This window comes from Nanohaloarchaea archaeon SW_7_43_1, assembly GCA_003009795.1.
GTDB lineage: Archaea > Nanohalarchaeota > Nanosalinia > Nanosalinales > Nanosalinaceae > SW-4-43-9.
Map to the genome: position 1 here is coordinate 202005 of PXPE01000001.1, position 16274 is coordinate 218278.

General features: G+C 41.8%; 19 protein-coding genes. 17 read left to right on the forward strand and 2 right to left on the reverse strand.

The window, feature by feature from the left end; genetic code table 11:
• Window positions 1-3 precede the first annotated feature (3 nt).
• The 7 genes from BRC29_01135 to BRC29_01165 all read left to right on the forward strand — a co-directional run bounded on the left by BRC29_01135 (window position 4) and on the right by BRC29_01165 (window position 4986).
• Entirely contained in the window at window positions 4-1107 is a 1104-nt protein-coding gene (locus BRC29_01135) for a hypothetical protein (protein ID PSG98713.1), read from the forward strand.
• A 42-nt stretch (window positions 1108-1149) separates the two neighbouring features.
• Window positions 1150-1422, forward strand: a complete 273-nt coding sequence (locus tag BRC29_01140; GenBank protein PSG98714.1) for a hypothetical protein — start codon at window positions 1150-1152, stop codon at window positions 1420-1422.
• On the forward strand, window positions 1400-1849 hold the full coding sequence (locus tag BRC29_01145) for a hypothetical protein (GenBank protein PSG98715.1): 450 nt from the start codon (window positions 1400-1402) through the stop codon (window positions 1847-1849). The genes BRC29_01140 and BRC29_01145 overlap by 23 nt, the downstream gene beginning before the upstream one ends.
• 38 nt (window positions 1850-1887) lie before the next feature.
• Window positions 1888-3405: a hypothetical protein gene (locus BRC29_01150; GenBank protein ID PSG98716.1), complete on the forward strand. Its 1518-nt coding sequence runs from the start codon at window positions 1888-1890 to the stop codon at window positions 3403-3405.
• Between the two features lie 204 nt (window positions 3406-3609).
• Window positions 3610-3867 carry a hypothetical protein gene (locus BRC29_01155; protein PSG98717.1) on the forward strand — a complete coding sequence of 86 codons (258 nt, stop codon included), beginning with the start codon at window positions 3610-3612 and terminating at the stop codon, window positions 3865-3867.
• A gap of 40 nt (window positions 3868-3907) precedes the next feature.
• Window positions 3908-4465, forward strand: a complete 558-nt coding sequence (locus BRC29_01160; protein ID PSG98718.1) for a hypothetical protein — start codon at window positions 3908-3910, stop codon at window positions 4463-4465.
• 2 nt (window positions 4466-4467) lie between these two features.
• Window positions 4468-4986 carry a hypothetical protein gene (locus tag BRC29_01165; protein PSG98719.1) on the forward strand — a complete coding sequence of 173 codons (519 nt, stop codon included), beginning with the start codon at window positions 4468-4470 and terminating at the stop codon, window positions 4984-4986.
• Window position 4987: 1 nt separating this feature from the next.
• Here the strand turns inward: BRC29_01165 and BRC29_01170 are convergent, their stop codons facing one another.
• Together BRC29_01170 and BRC29_01175 are read right to left on the reverse strand one after the other, a co-directional pair.
• Entirely contained in the window at window positions 4988-5833 is an 846-nt protein-coding gene (locus BRC29_01170) for a hypothetical protein (GenBank protein ID PSG98720.1), read from the reverse strand.
• Between the two features lie 3 nt (window positions 5834-5836).
• A complete protein-coding gene (locus tag BRC29_01175; protein ID PSG98721.1) occupies window positions 5837-6355 on the reverse strand; it encodes a hypothetical protein in 519 nt (172 codons plus the stop codon).
• Here BRC29_01175 and BRC29_01180 point away from each other — a divergent pair.
• The 10 genes from BRC29_01180 (at window position 6349) to BRC29_01225 (ending at window position 16274) form a co-directional block, all read left to right on the forward strand.
• Window positions 6349-8610, forward strand: a complete 2262-nt coding sequence (locus tag BRC29_01180) for a hypothetical protein (protein PSG98722.1) — start codon at window positions 6349-6351, stop codon at window positions 8608-8610. The two genes, BRC29_01175 and BRC29_01180, sit on opposite strands and share 7 nt — an antisense overlap.
• A gap of 3 nt (window positions 8611-8613) precedes the next feature.
• On the forward strand, window positions 8614-10752 hold the full coding sequence (locus tag BRC29_01185) for a hypothetical protein (GenBank protein PSG98723.1): 2139 nt from the start codon (window positions 8614-8616) through the stop codon (window positions 10750-10752).
• Between the two features lie 290 nt (window positions 10753-11042).
• Complete coding sequence (locus BRC29_01190) at window positions 11043-12965, forward strand: hypothetical protein (protein PSG98724.1); 1923 nt, start codon at window positions 11043-11045, stop codon at window positions 12963-12965.
• A complete protein-coding gene (locus tag BRC29_01195) occupies window positions 12962-13180 on the forward strand; it encodes a hypothetical protein (protein ID PSG98725.1) in 219 nt (72 codons plus the stop codon). Before BRC29_01190 ends, BRC29_01195 begins: the two co-directional genes overlap by 4 nt.
• Before the next feature lie 165 nt (window positions 13181-13345).
• Window positions 13346-13582, forward strand: a complete 237-nt coding sequence (locus BRC29_01200; GenBank protein PSG98726.1) for a hypothetical protein — start codon at window positions 13346-13348, stop codon at window positions 13580-13582.
• Window positions 13569-14003: a hypothetical protein gene (locus BRC29_01205; protein PSG98727.1), complete on the forward strand. Its 435-nt coding sequence runs from the start codon at window positions 13569-13571 to the stop codon at window positions 14001-14003. Before BRC29_01200 ends, BRC29_01205 begins: the two co-directional genes overlap by 14 nt.
• A gap of 106 nt (window positions 14004-14109) precedes the next feature.
• The gene (locus BRC29_01210; protein ID PSG98728.1) at window positions 14110-14400 is read left to right on the forward strand and encodes a hypothetical protein; all 291 of its coding nucleotides are present in this window, start codon (window positions 14110-14112) and stop codon (window positions 14398-14400) included.
• On the forward strand, window positions 14400-14789 hold the full coding sequence (locus BRC29_01215) for a hypothetical protein (GenBank protein PSG98729.1): 390 nt from the start codon (window positions 14400-14402) through the stop codon (window positions 14787-14789). The genes BRC29_01210 and BRC29_01215 overlap by 1 nt, the downstream gene beginning before the upstream one ends.
• Window positions 14773-15207, forward strand: coding sequence for a hypothetical protein (locus tag BRC29_01220; protein ID PSG98730.1), 435 nt, complete (start codon window positions 14773-14775; stop codon window positions 15205-15207). The genes BRC29_01215 and BRC29_01220 overlap by 17 nt, the downstream gene beginning before the upstream one ends.
• Window positions 15207-16274, forward strand: a complete 1068-nt coding sequence (locus BRC29_01225) for a hypothetical protein (protein PSG98731.1) — start codon at window positions 15207-15209, stop codon at window positions 16272-16274. Before BRC29_01220 ends, BRC29_01225 begins: the two co-directional genes overlap by 1 nt.

Consider the following 16274-nt stretch of genomic DNA (forward strand, 5'->3'; position numbering starts at 1 on the left):
CACATGGCAGCTACTGATTATATCATGGGCACGCTGTTTGCCGCAGTAGTAGCTTTTCTCATATTTTTGAGTTTCAGCCGTGGTCTTTCACCAGTTATAGTTGGTACGGGAATACTGGTTTCTCTGGTTCTTTGGTATCTTGTAAACGGATCCGATGTAGGATCTCCTAGTACTTCAACATCTTCTGTCGATAATAGAGCGCCTTCAACTTCTTCTCAAGGCAGTGGTCCAAACTTGGATGGTCCTGACTTAGGTAACGGGAACGGAGGAAGTAACAATAGTGGAGGAAATAATAGCGGAGGAAGTAACAGTGGAGGTGGCAACAGCGGAGGAGCCGGTAATGGACCTATGGTTCAGCTGAAAGTTCCCAGGGGAACTAAACCTCCTGTGAACGCCGGCAATATAGACTTAGAGGTCAAATGCCAGGCCTCAGGTTCAGGTCTGGAAGCTCTAACTCTAGAGATACCTGATTTTGGCGAGCAAATAGGTGAGAATCTCAATGGAGTTCCAAATACTGTAGAAGATATTTCATTAGCTCGTATAATCGGGAATGTAGAACTAGGTGCTGGTGAAACTGAGATAAGAGCTATTTTATTCGATCAGAACAGAAACGAGGCCCGTGACGCAGAGGTACTGAAGATAAGTAATAAAAACAGCGGAGGACAAAGCAATAATATGCCAGACTTTGATGAACTTGAAAAGGATTTAGCTGCTCTTGACGAAAATGATCTTCCAAAAGCTATCAACGCTCTAAAGAATCACCATGAACACCTAAAAGCGGAGGAAGAACTAAGCGACAGATTATTTAATGATGCGAAGGATTTCTTGGAGCATATTCATGCAGTCAGGCAGGATTTAATCGATCTAGAAAATAACAATCTCACCCAGAAACAGTCGAGGCAGGAGCTCCAAGATTTACATGATCATCTTGAAGACGCTTTGAGAGACTTAAGAGACTTTGAAGAGCTAGTAGAGAGTGAGAAGGCCAAAGTAAATGAGGATAGCCAGCTATTAGCCAAGCTTGAGAATGCAGAGGATGCTATTGAGCCTAAAATGAATTATCTTCAGAATCACCAAAGAGATCTGAAGCAAGCGATAGGAACCTAATCTTTGACAACCTTTTTGAAGAGGTTAGATCAATAGTCAACTATGCAAGATCCGTGGAAGTTTCTTGGTTTTCCGGCTGCAGCTGTCGGAGGATATCTGATTGCCTCGACACAAGTGGCAGTATTTCTAAAGGATTCTGTGGGTCTGAGCCAGTTTTTCTCTGAACTAGCTATAGTGGCGGTTACGGGGTTTATTGCCGGTTTTCTAGTGGATGAGGTAATACCGACGTATATTGAGCACGTTCGAGGCGGAGGTGCCGGACCTGGAGGGGATCTAGGTGGTGGAGGTATGGATGATGATTTCGACTTCGACTAAACTCTTTCCACTGGCAGTAATAGTTCTGTTATTTTCAGGACTGGCTTTCAGTTCTCACTACTACGATCATCAGCGAAGCAGTTACAGTATTACAGGTGATACAGGTTTTTCTGTCCCGCAGTATGATTCACAAGCAGAACTGGCTACAGAGTTAATCGCTCCTTTCCTGTTTCTCGTTATATTACTGAAGTTTGGCCTGGAGATGGTTCTATCAAACGTTCTAGATTCAAACAATGCTCCGATACCGGGAGAGAAGCCGGATGTTTCCCGTGAATCAACTTTGATGGCATTGACAATAACAGGTATGTTGATACCCACACCTTTCTGGGACTACATGAGGCTGGCGGCGAGCAGTATAGGACTGATTGCCACAGGTGCCGTGATACTGGCGATCCTGTTCGTAATTTACTCATTCATACAAGGCTGAACTGAAAGCCTTAAAATAATCGGAGCGAATAATTACTTGTGAAAAGTAAAAAACTGAAAGCAGTTCATATTTCAGCAACCTTTACTTTATTTCTAACCAAGGTCTCGGCACAGATAATCGATTCTTCGGGACGTCCTGAGGATCAGTTGCTGGAAGTCTTCAACCAAATACTTCTCACGTTTGAAGCTCAAAGCATCTCCGAGGTATTCCTATTCTTCATTCTTCCTTTGTTCGGTTTTTACTTCATCAATAAGAATATATTCGAGATTGCATTCGAGAACTTCCATGAGAGAATAGATAGGCATGAGTGGCACAATACAGATGATGAATTACCTACCGGTGTGAAAGGACTTGCGTTTGTTGTGGCTTTCATGGTTGTCCAGATAACGGGAGCAGTTGGAACATGGATACTTGTCTCTACTGCAGCTCTTGCCTTTGGCGCATGGGTTCTCAGCTACATGGATCTTTTGAACTTAGATGATCTAGGTGGTGAAGGAGGAAATGAAACCGTCGCAGAAGACGTTATAAGAGATGCTGTTGGTGAAGGTGAAGATGCGATAGAAGATACTGAGGAAGATGAGGATGAGGAAGATGTCCCGTCCGCAGAAAATGATTTTGAACATGCTTTATCCGCCTTTGAGGGTGCAGAGGAAGATCTTATCCAGTTACTTGAATATGATGAACATGAACTGCTGAGCGTTGTTCAAAGAGCGAATGATGCAGTTGATGATACAGCTCTAGAAAGAGATAAACTATCGAATTTTGAGGATAGAATGGAGAACTTCCAGCAGAAACTGATCAATCTCTCCCAATCAGTCAATGATGATGCTGATGGCAGATCGCTTGGTGGCTCAGACTTTCAAGACAGTTGGCAGAATCAGGACTTGGATGAAATAATGTCGATGACCGATCAAATAATCGGTCACATAGTGAATCTGAGAAAGCTGGATGTAAAGAACAATGAAGATGTACGAGACGAGTTAGACGATCTAATCAGAGAAACCAAAAGAATAAACCGGCTCTCAAAATTCCTTAACCGACTTGACCATGACCTGTCCCGGTTAAGCAAAGACGAACAGAGACTTGAACAGATAGTGGAACAAGGTAAAGAACAGGGAGTTCTTGATGATAACTTTGTGGAGAGACTGATGGGAGATAAGAGAAAAATGAGTGACTTGGCTTCCAATCTTGAACACCTTGAAGATGAACTTGATACTGTTATGCCGACTCTCAAAAAATTGATAGATAATCTAGAAGAACACGTAACCATAGAAGAGGATGTACTGGAAGACTTAATCGAAGGAGGAAGTAATGTTGTTGGCATAGAATATCTAATTAATTCAACTGAAACATTAGCGGAGAGGGTTAATGAAAAATACTCGGATGTCAGCAAGTTCAGTTACAAACATAACCTGATATATTCACATAAGAAACTGAAAGAAGGTAGAACAGAGTTAGTACATATGAAAGACAGCATAGAGTCCGGAGAATCCGAATATGTCAGCAGAAGGCTTGGACAGTTAAAGCAGGAATACAGCGAGATAACCAATGATTAGTCGACAGATAAACCTATATAAAACCGGAACGGATAATATTGACTATACAGTGAGCAAACATGGCATGTGAAGGACCTATACTACAATGTGTAATGAACAATCCGACAGTAGCGGGAATAGGAGTCGCAGCAGGATTCATACTTGCAAAAGCCATGGACATGAGAAAACGCCGTAACCAAGGATTTGGCGGAGGAGGTTTTTGAAATGAGTGATAAAAGATTCCATGAATACGTTTACAGTGTAGAAAACTGGCTTGATGAACTTGTAATCGCATTTCTATCTTTCGGAGTAATAATAGTTCTAGTCGATCTGCTATTGTTCCAAAGCCGAAACTATTCATTTATGACACTGGGAGATGCAATATTTCCATGGATCACGATGATAGCCCTGATGATAATTGGAAGAGAGCTTTGGCTTCTTAACAGAAATGTGAGAGAACACCTAGAGAGGACGGGTGAATAATTAAGTGGCAGTAGCCGGTTTCAATCAGCTTCTGGAAACAATGGCCCAGATAGACGCTTTTACGGGACTACTTCCGTTTGTACTGACCTATGTTGTTTTATATGCCGCTCTAAAGGACGTACCTGTTATTAAGGACAATGATAAATTCCCTCCTTTGATCGCAGTTATTGGAGCGTTTTTCGTTGCAAGATTTATAGTTGTCAATCCTTTCTACCAAGACTTCTTTGTGACCTTTTTCGGCAAGCTGGTGGTAGGATTAATAGGTTTCATAGGTCTACTGATTTTGCTAGCCTTCACAGGATTTAACGTAGAAAAAAGCAATGCGCCGATATTAATGGTCTTGATGATAGCTATTGCGGGCGCTGCTTTCACGTCTGCCGGAGGATTCGGACCTCCTTGGAACCTTTCCGTGCTTTCGAGTGCTGAATTATCCTCATTGATAGGTTTCACACTCGACTCAGGTCTTATATGGATCCTGGTGGTAGGTGGAGCCTTATTCTGGGTTTCAGGCGACGAGAACAATGAGGATGGCCCATCAGGCATGGATTTCATGAAATGGATGTTGGGAGAAAGCGGCGAGGATCCTGAAGGAGGGTAAAAATGGGAGTCTTCGAAGTAATTATCGAGACCATGATGCAGGTTGATGTATTCCAGTTATTCTTTCCCTGGTTACTGGTTTTAGCTGTTACATATGGAGCATTAGATAAGTATAACTGGTTTGAGGAAGATACTATTAATGCAGCTGTTGCTATGTCTGTAGCCTTTATTGCGATCGGAGGCCTATATCTTTTCGTGCCTGCAGGATTGTTCCCTCATTTCGCAGCCGCGATAGCTTTTGGGGCTTTCGGTATAATAGGGTTAATGGTTCTCATGGCGATAGCCGGTGTTGACCTAAACGAACTTGATAGGGAAAGCTCCATCGCCAAACTTGCTTTTGGAGGAGGAGTTCTTTCCTTCGTCGCTATCCTATTGATGTATTTTGAACTTCCAATTTCCCTTGCAGATCTTTTACAGGGACAGTCTTTTGATGAGGTTGTGATGCCGATTTTGACAATGTTATTCTTGCTTGGGATTGTAGGTGTAATAACTAAATCGGGAGAAGAAAGTGATGAAGGTTAAGTTACCAGTCTTCCATATCAATGTCTTCAATATCGTCCTGATCGACATCCGAACTTGTCTCTATTCCTCTTTCCTGTTTTATTTCCTGTACTAGGGAGGTCAGGTCCCGGACATTGTCCACAAGTGATGGTAGAACCTGTTGGAAAGCCTTTTCAAGTCCTCCGATTCTTGACTGGTATTCTTCTATATCGCCTTCGATATCATCCATTTTTTGAATTACCTGTTTGTCGTCTTCGTCATCCCTTACTTCAAGATCGTGTATTCGTTGTTCGAAGTCTTCTGCTCTTTCCTTAAGTGCATCCATCTCTGAGTATACATTTTCAAATTCGTTTTCAACTCTTTCAAAGTTCTCTGCTACAATTGTTTCAATTAGTTCTTCAACATTTCCGGAGTTGTTGCCTGAGAGATTGGTTTTTGGTGGAGGGTTGGCTGCAGGAGGGTTTTGAGCTTGTGTTGTCTGATTCATTTCTGGATTCTCGGAGTTAATCTGGTTGTTTTCCGGTCCCTGTGTCTGATTATTGAGTTCGTCGTTCGGGCCCATGCTTTGATTGTTTTCTTGGTAAGGTGTCATCGGTTGTGGTCCTTCTTGTTCTGCTGTGGCAGATGTTTTCACTGCCTGGTTTATAGCTCCTTGAATCTCATCTCTGGAGTACTGTCCCTGTAGTTCCTGTCTTACTTCTTCCTCTGAATATCCTTGTTCGAAAAGGTTTTCGACCGTTCTCTGTATCCCTGAGGAGCTAAAATCTTGGAAATCGTTTTCCTGGTTCATACCTGGTTCTTGTTCCTGTTTAACGTTTTCACTATCATCATCATTACCTCTTAGTCTCCCGAATAACTGGAATTTCACGTTTTACCATTCCTCATTACTGTTTTGTGAGCCTTTTTTATTATTTGATTGGGTTTTCCGGTGTTTATCCATTTTCTTCTGTATTACTCTTTCAATCTTCTTTTCCGGTACCCCGTTTTCCTCCTGGATCATTTCTTTCACCTCTTTTTTTGTGGCAAAAGAAGACTGTATAGGGTTCATTAGATCCATGTAGTTTTCTATTTCATCTATTTGCTGTTCGGTCACGTATTTCTTTTTTTCACGGTTAAGTGCCTTGATATCTACCTCCATGTTTGCTACTCTGTCCCTGACCTTCTCTAAATCTTCTTCAAGATCCTGCATATCTTCTTGGAGAGCATTAGTCTTGTCTAGAAGTGAGTCATCGAGAGTGTTGACTCTTGCTGTAAGGTTTCTTACCTTCTCCTCCAGGTCTCTAATCCTTCTGTTGAAGTCATTGACCCGGTTTACGATACGGTTTAACAGATCTTGCTGTGGCACATCTTTTATTGTAGCAAACCTTGAATAATAATGCTGGGATGACATTACAGGACAAAGACGTTTTTGACTACGAGTACGATGATGAGAGCGGTACAATCGAGGTGAATATGCTTGGATCGATTTACGGGGCTTCTATAGAAGATTATCCTGAGGTAATGTCCCGAGTCATCAATATTTTACAGGAGGTACCTGATGCATCTTCGGTAGTGCTCTCTGAGTCCCGTGATTATGAATACGATGATGACCAGGTAAGAATGTTGAAGGAAGTCTCGGATGCTATAAGAGATATTTCATCACAAGGATATCTTTCAGAGAGTATCAGAACAGATAAATGTGAGAGCCTTTATCAGGATCATCTACCTGAAGTCCAGAGAATAGTTATCGATCAGTTAAGGAAAGATCCTGTCGGAGGCTATGTTGAACTGAAAAGAAAGGAGAGGCACCTCAAACAGGAGATGAACGAGTCGTACCCACAGAAAAAACGGTGCCTGAAATACTTTATACAGGATGTAGTTAATCCCGTTAAGAAGAGACTGGAAAACTGTGAGATGATTGATCAGGCCCGAAGCGATGAGTTCATAACAGGGCACCATGTCGGTGATAGAGAGGTTTATAGGGAGTTTTTCCATCCGTTGGTACGTCCTAACTTCATGCTTACAAAGTTTATGTCACTTCCCCCGGAAAGAGGGGAGGAAATCGATCGGTATGAATCAAGAAACGATGTAGAGGTCTCGGTCTACGATGTTCCTGACCAGGTTCAACCGGTCTATCATGTAAACCCACCGGAGTTCAATCTTTCCGAGGAAAAATACAGATTACTTGATGCAGCGAGAAGATTCCTGGCCTCCCACCAGCCAGAGTCAGGGGAATTCGCCCGGCCGGATAGAATGAGGCAGGTATTCCAAAACATTGGGAGAGATATGATACGGGATATCGCCCAGCAGATGGATATACAGCTTCCCAGAGAGGAATCAGAACAATTGACTTCAATACTTAACCGTTATACCTCCGGACTTGGAGTCCTGGAGTTACTTCTATCTGATCCAAAGATCCAGGACGTGTTTATCAACTCACCGATCGGAAACGCACCTATCTACATCAAACATGAAGAATACGAAGAGTGTGAGACCAATCTAATCCCGACAAAAGAGGAGGCAGAGTCATGGGCCACACGTTTCAGAATCAAATCAGGTAGACCGTTGGATGAGGCAAACCCGGTTCTTGATACAGACACAGAGGTTCCAGGCGGAAGAGCCCGAGTAGCAATAATACAGGAGAATCTGTCGCCGGAAGGACTCGCATTCGCCTTTAGACGGCACAGATCACGGGCCTGGACATTACCATTGTTCATAAAACGTGATTTCATTAATCCGCTCGGTGCCGGCCTTTTATCGTTCATAGTAGACGGTTCAAGAAGCGTTATCTTTAGCGGTACGAGAGGAGCTGGAAAGACGTCCTTACTGTCGGCTTCTATGCTTGAGATACTGAAAAAAGAAAGGATAGTGACTGTAGAGGACACACGGGAGATTCCGATCCGTCAGATGAAGGATCTAGGATTTAATATTGAGTCTATGAAGTCAAGATCAGTGATTACTCAGGTAGAGAATGAATTACCGGCTGAAGAAGCGATCAGGACATCTCTGCGCCTAGGAGACTCAGCTCTTATTATTGGAGAGGTCAGGTCTGATGAGGCCAAGACTTTGTATGAGGCTATGCGTGTTGGCGCTGTCGCTAACTTTGTCGGTGGAACCATCCACGGTGAATCAGCTTACTCCGTATTTGACAGGGTTGTAAATGATTTGAATGTTCCGAAGACTTCTTTCAAGGCTACTGATATCATTGTCTCGGTTAACAAGATCAAAAGCCCTGATGGTCTAGAGACTTACAGACGGGTAACAGCTATTACAGAGGTTAGAAAGGACTGGACTGATGATCCGATGGAAGAAGATGCCTTCGTCGATCTTATGCGGTATGATTCCAATGAGGATAAACTAGTTCCAACTGACACATTGAAGAACGGGGAATCGGAGATACTGAATAGGATTGCAGAGAATATTAGGGAATGGAAGAATAACTGGGAAGCCGTATGGGGCAATATCAAACTGAGAGAAAGAATGAAGAAAGAAATTGTCGATAAAGCAAAAGAAACAGGTAATGATGAGTTACTCGAAGCCGAGTTTGTTGTGAAGGCAAATCAGAAATACCACATACTTGCACAAAGAGTGAGTGAAGAGTATGGGAAACAGGATCCGGAAAGAATATTCGCTCGATGGCAGGAATGGCTTGAGCAACAGGTGTAGAAAATGGAGGAAAAGGAAAGAAACCGTCTGAAAGGAATTGTCAATGATCTCAACAAGGATATGGAAATGCCTCCATACAATACCGGCTCCGAAAGAGGTTATTCCCGTGAATATAAGGAGTATAAGAAAGAGGAGAAGGAGGATCAGAGACTTTCAAGATATGAGAGGCTTTGCATAAAATTTTCTGAAGTACTTGATATTAGGGCAGGAGAAAGAACCCAGAAAAAGCTTAGCCCGCCTCTAAGCCTGCTTAAATGGGATGTAACTCCTGGTATGGTACTATCGGCTTCTGTAGGCGTGAGCTTTTCTATGTTTGCATTATGGGCAGTACTTTTCCTTACAAATATGCTTCTAGGTCCTTTGATACCTGTTTCAATAATGGTGATAGCCGGAGTTATAGCTGTCGGTTCAGGAGCCTACATATACTACAAGCCGGTTTATGATGCCAAAAACAAGGTGATCAAAAGCAGCGGAGAGATGATTCTTTCCATACTTTATATGGTGATCTATATGCGTAGCTCACCGAACCTTGAGGGAGCGATACGTTTTGCAGGATTAAACCTTGAAGGACCTATTTCCAAGGATCTCAAAGGTATTCTCTGGGACTTGGAGGTTGGAAAATTCAACAATATAGAGAAATCTTTAGAAAACTATACCCGGGCCTGGAAAAATTACAACGATGACTTCCTTGAATCCCTACAGCTTTTGAAGGCAGCTGTAAACGAGCCCAACAAGGAAAGACGGGAATCACTTCTCCAGGACTCTATAGACCGTATTCTTGATGGAACACAGGAAAAGATGAAACACTACGCCCAGGGCTTGAAGACACCTGTAATGATACTGAATGCTATCGGAGCAATGCTTCCGGTTCTTGGCATGATCATGCTTCCACTTATCTCGGTTTTCATGGGTTCAAGTATAACCATTACACACCTGTTTCTAACCTTCAACATCATGCTTCCTGGCTTTCTCTACTGGTTTATGCAGAGGATTTTAAGCTCCCGTCCCCCAACCGTAAGCTCAAAACCGACAAGCGAGGAAAGCCTGCCAACCCGTGGAAGATACCTAATAGAATCCCTTGATTTCGAGATACCGACCTGGCCGATAGGACTGGGCATATTCATGTTCATCGGGTTTTACGGGATTGTCGGTTACCTGATATTTCCGTATACCTATCCCTTAGGTGATGCAGCCCAGGAAGCCGCAATACCGGTTATGCTCGGAGGTTCTGACGGTGCTTCACCGCTTGCAATGCTTATGAGAAGCCTAAGTATAACCTCCGGCCTGGGACTAGGAATAGGAACGGCTTTGATACTTGGTAACAAGAAAAGGAAGAAGGCGGAGGAGGATCTGAGGAAGATCGAACAACAGTTCCCAACCGCTCTTTTCCAGCTAGGTAACAAGATTTCCGGTGGAACACCTATTGAACTAGCACTGGAGGAAGCAGCGGAATCAACATCTGACCTGGAGATCTCTGATCTGTTCAAAGAATCTTCCAGAAATATAAGGGATATGGGAATGACTTTTGAAAAATCCATATTTGACGAAAGCTATGGTTCTTTGAGAAACTTTCCCTCACAGATGATTCACACGGTGATGAAGGCAATACTCAAATCTTCTGATAAAGGCACACACATGGCCTCAATGGCGATGATGACAATATCAAAATACCTTGATAATATCCACAAGACACAGGAAAGACTGAACGATCTGATGGAGGATACCACTACTACCATTCTGATGCTTGCATATCTTCTAGCACCGATTGTTTCAGGGATAGCCGTGGGAATGTCACAGACAATAATCACTGCAATGTATGAGCTCAGCAGCTCATTCTCGGAGATAGAAGGAGAGATAGGTGGTTCACAGGCAGGAGTTTCGGAACCAGGATTCACAGGTATACTCGGCAACCTCGATACAGCTATCCCTCCCGAAGTACTGCAGTTCGTGGTAGGTATTTACCTCATACAGCTGCTGTTCATACTTGGAACCTTCTACATGAAAATCCGGGAAGGAGAAAACAAAACCTACAGAAACATGTTCATAGGGAAGATACTTATTTCAGGAATGATATTCTACAGTTTAAGCCTGATCATAGTATCAGTCCTATTCGGAAGTATTGTACAAGGTGTCCCGACATAATGCTAAAACATAAAGGAAGATTACCCAGTTTTATGTTGTATGAGATAGGCCTAGCGATTGTAATACTGGGAGCACTGCTAATAATCTGGTCCAAAGGTGTTTTACCTTCATGAAAGGAGCATCAATGAACTTTGTGATCGGGCTAGTAATCGCGTTGTTCATGTTCGGTATCCTAGCAGCCATAATAACATCAACAATATTCGATGCACAGGGAGCAGCCCAGGGCTGTGGACCAATATCATCATTAATATCCGACGTATCAGGAGGAGGAATCGAGACCTGCTAACACAATGTCATCAACAGTAAACTCAACGGTATTCAAAATCTTTCTGCCAGTCCTAATAGGCCTAGCCATATTCGCAACACTCGACTCCATCAAAGTAAACTCGCTTGACCCTAGCGTAAACAGCCTAGAAGCTGCATTAAACTCAATGGATAGAAGTGTTACCTTTGGGGACATCGAAGATGAACAAAAAGGTAGACAGGAGATAAGAGAAGCAATTTTTTACAATATTATTATTGCTCAAAAGTGTAATTTATTGAAAGCCGTGTATGATGCCGATTGGGAAAGATTACAGACTAGTGATAAAGCAAGTTGGGGGGGTATAGCACCAGATCCTGACAAAGACGTGGTTTTTTTCTATAATGGTGATCAAATTAGTGAGGGGTTTGAAGTCTCGAAATCTGAGGAACTTTCGATAAGCTGTGTAGGAGCTGATTCACCGACAGAAATGATAAGACCGAATGCAGAAGATTTGAGAGAAGGTGCTGGTACGAGTAAAACCAATGATATGGAAGGAAAATTTGGTAGGGTTTCGTTTGATATGAATGATACGGTAGTTATAGAAGATCCGAAAATTGGATCAACCTCTCTCTTCGAAGGGAACCCCTGGCGGCCTAGCGGCAACTTCCCTGATTTTTGGAGGAATCAAAGATTATCTATGATGTTGCCGAATGGATTAGAGGAAACTAACGATTTGTGTGATAACGTGGGGCCTGAACATTATAAAAAAACCCAGTCGGTGTTTTATAAAGAATATGAAGCGATTTCAGGTCTTTATGAGGCTTTCACCGGGAACAACGAGGATATAAATGTTTATGAGGGAAGGGAAGGTCCGAGCTCTATTTACGCATTTAGGGTAAGAATGCAAAATGTGCCTATAATAAAAGAGGGATATCTTGGCCCCAAACAAAACCTAAACACATGTCAAAGAGGGACTGAATCAAAACTTAAGAAATTTTTAATTGGTGGAGAGAATCAAGATTCTGCTAGATATGTTTTGTGTAAAAGCGCTTCTGGCTATATTCAGTCTAACGCCGGCTCTATAGATAACACAGGAGAGACAAATGTAGATAGAATTGATTTGAAACGTGACTTTGCCACGGAAACTATATTTCCAAAACTTTTGATCCGGGAAAATTCCGATTATTGTTTAAGCGATACACAGAGCGAATTTATTGATTATAGACTAAATGGAGATAAATGTACTACAGAGGAAGTTCTAAAAGACAGAGAAGGATCTGAACCTGTGACCAAAAATTGGAGAGGTCTTGAGGTTAAGTGTGGAATAAAGAAGGAAACAATTACACAGGAAAACGGAGGAGGATTTAATTTCTATAATACGGGTTGGTTCAAAACAGGAGGAAAGTTGAATGGCGATATTAAAGCAGCAGGATCTCTTTATGAAACTGAAAACGGTAATGATGGTGGGGTGGAGTCTGCGGATCAAAATACGGAAGGCAATCTGATCATAAGGTCTAACGACCAACAAGGTAGCAAAGTGACATTTAAGACGGCGCCATTCTCAGTGGAGAACGTTGGTCTGAGCTTTGAGACTAAAGGGGATATGAACGTAAATCTAAAGCAGGATGAAGATAAGCAAATCCAATTCAGGATTGAAATGGATCGAAACAATGAAAATAAACAATCTGGTGTTGATTATACATTTGATATCATAGAAAATGGGGATACCAAGAAGTCATTTACTGATACAATAGACGCTGAACAACAAGAGAATGCTTTTGATGTAGTAGTAGATCTTCAATACAGAGAAAACTTAGAATTAACTGTGAAAGGAGGCGATGAAGAAAAGGATATATTTGATGAAACGATAGAAGTTTCAGAAATTAATGTTAATTACATTGAATTTGAAACCTCAGTAGGAGATACTGTTCCAACAACAAAGGTTAAAGAGGTCTCGATTAAAGAATGAATTTGTTGGAGGATTATTATCGTTATATTGAATTGAATTTAGCTCGGCGTAAAGGGATGGATAAACCGATTTTTCTTATTGCTTCTTTGACTTTGGCTATCATGTTTGTGATGGCCTATTACTTGGCAACTACCGGCTGGATGAGTAGCGTAGGAGACATATTCAATACCACGGTTAATAATTATCAACCGGAACCGGGCGGTTCTGGAGGATAAGGGAATCCAAGTTTATTTATCCTAGCTTTGAGTTCATTGTTGTATGAGCATTTCGATCAGGATGATTATCTCAATGATTATCGGTATTGCTTTGGTATTGGCACTTGCTTTCCTGGTTCAAAATCAGACATCTGGAGCTGAAACGTTTCTGGTAGGTTTGCTTCCATGAACTCTGAAACTGCTATAGTAGTCGCTATAGTGATGGCGGTTTTGATCATTCTTTCGATGGCAACCATATACAGCGGGAGCCTTGACCAGGTTGGTAGCTCGCTTTTTGGAGAAAACTCTGATGAAAATGGCATTTTTGAACCAGATGGAGAGATGAATGAGTTCCCGACTAGAGAAAACTCCCAGACCGAGGAATCAGTTTTTCAGGAGGACTTAGTATATGACGAGCTCTGAGACACCAGGAACTATTTCAAGGATTATCTTAGGTGCAATTGTGGCGGCTTTATCCACAGGTATTATGGTAGCTCTATTTTCCGGTATCGCGGGAGATGGACTGTCGAGAGAGAAACAGGATCTGGGCACTCTCGTTGATGATGTTAATTCTGTATGTGATGGTGCAGAAGGAGCGGGAGGCGGATTGCCGAATTTAGAAAATTTTTACATAAACAGATCTGATAATGAAAAAAATAAGGTTTATCTGGTCAGCCCAGAGAATGAAATCAAGGAGACGAGAGAAGTAGAGTGTATAATTAATAACGAATTCAGGGTCAGTGACCGTTACAAAGTCAGTTTGCTAAATGAAAACACCGATGAAACCCTTGTTAAGGTTTCTAAGAAAGGAGCCTCAGCCTCTCAGGGTGGTTTAGCTGAGTAAAGGATTATCTGTTACTCTTAGTCTGGCCATAGTTACTTTCTTTGCTGTAGCTTTAGTAGCTAATATAGGAATTGAGAGGGTTGCGGAAATAGAGGATAGAATGTCGATGCATGCAGTACCTCTTGTAGCTCAGAGAGTAGAGGTAGCGATCTATACCCTTAACTCAGGCAATAATGGTGAGGTCCAGTTAAATCTACGTGACGAATACAATCTTTCGAAAAACCCTGATCAAATTAACTACAATTTTTCAAGTTATATACCTAGTCAGGATGATACAAGAAGATCCGAGATCAACCCTCCTGAAGGCGTAGGATATGTAATAATAGAAGAGGGAAGATCTGAATACATTTGCTTGAGAAAAACAGGGACTATCAAGGTTAGTCCGGGTGAGTGCTGATGGAAGATGTTTTACCTTATGTAGCTGCCTCTGTCATGATCATACTGATAATCCTGGTATCAATCAGGATGCAGGTTTCTATGATGGAAGGACTTAACGATATCACAGTTGAGAACAATGACAGACTAGGTTACAAGACGGCAGGTTCTTTTCAGTTCTTATCGAAAGGAGACAGATTTGGTGTTCTTACAAGAGAACAGTATGACAGCTTGAAAGATAACTGCGGGCGATCCGTGGACGGGTTTTCCGGAGAGCCATTAACACTTGAGGATGCGGGCTGTCCGGAGGTAAAAACCCCGTTACCTGTTCCTTTGATGATTGTAGAACCTGAATCCGAAAACTCTTATAAGAAAATGCAGGTAGGTGAGACAAGTGAAGGGTTCAATTGATATAACGGTTCTTATTGTTGCAGTAGTGCCTATGGTTTTGCTTTTGATTCTTTCTGCTTACTTCATCGCCGAGGATAATTTGAATGCAGAGCTTATAGGTGAAATGAGGTTTGAGGAAAGTAAGTTCCAGACTATATCTGTTCACTCCCAGATTATGGATAATGATACGAGAAGAAAAATTGGTTTATACAGTGTTCAGGAGAACCAGGTTCTGAAGAATGATGTTGAGGAAAGAGCTGAGGATATTTTATCAAGTTATACAGATTATTACAGGTTTCAGGCTGCAGGAGACAGTATAAATGTAGAATCAGAAGCTGATGGGAACCGTGTAAGGTTCTCCACCTACGTTCCTTCTCCTAAACAAGAAATGGTTAAGGCTACTACTGCTTTAGAGATAACAAATCAGGAGGACCAGTGATGAAAGGACAGTATGTAGGTATGCTCACTGTATTTGTTTTAGTTTTCATAATAACAGGTAATGTTTTCGGAGCCCTTCTTTTCCAGAATGAATACAAAGAAGAGATTGATTTCAGTATAGGAAATTACAACACTATAGCTGAGGCACAGGTAATAGGTGAAAGATACATACCTAGGATAGAAACAGAGACAAACTATTCAAGCAATATAATGGCGTTCAGAATTGGTATGAACAAAGGAGAATACGAAGGATTAGAAGATTATGATGATCCAGAGGGGGATCTTTCATGGGGTTATAACACTCCTAGATACAGTGAACTTAGGGAGGAGTTCAGGAAAGCTACTAGAGATCATCTTAAAACCCAGAATGAGGTTTTCAATTGTCGGAATCCAATGGTTGAAACCCTTCAAGTGGAAAAAGAGCCTTTATCCGTAAAAACAACGTTCAAGAACAACTGGATTAACTGTACATCCTCAGGAGCTGAGGCCAGTATAAAAATCCCTGAAGAAGCATCTTCAGTACATGAGAAAAACCGGTACCTACAGATGGCAAAGTACTCAGTAGAGTTCTCAGGAAGATTATCCGATCATATTGATGACTACTGGGATAATAATGGACCTATCACCAACGATGGGTACGAAAATGGTAGATGCGGTGTAGGCGAGGGTACTGTCGAAGAAAATGCGGAAATTGATGCGGAGAAAGATATACCGGATACGAAAAATGTTTATGGAAAAATTTTATTCAAAAATGATGAAGGGAACAGACCTGAATGGGTGAGCCTGAAAGATCAAAACACCACTTTCACATCCTCAACAATTAAATCCAGCCGTATAACTGATACCTCTTCCTGTTGTCAAAACTATAAAACTAACGATGAAGGAGAAACTTCCTGTGCTGATTCTGATAATTCACATGAGGCGGAAGCTACGGCTGCTGCTACAGAGGTCAAAATTAATTTCACCATTAAGGATTCGGAAAGAACTGTTGTGGACAGTGAAGGCGCTGAAAGAAGCATAAATTTCAAGTTCAAAAAGATAGAAGACGTTCCCGACAGCTATAATTAA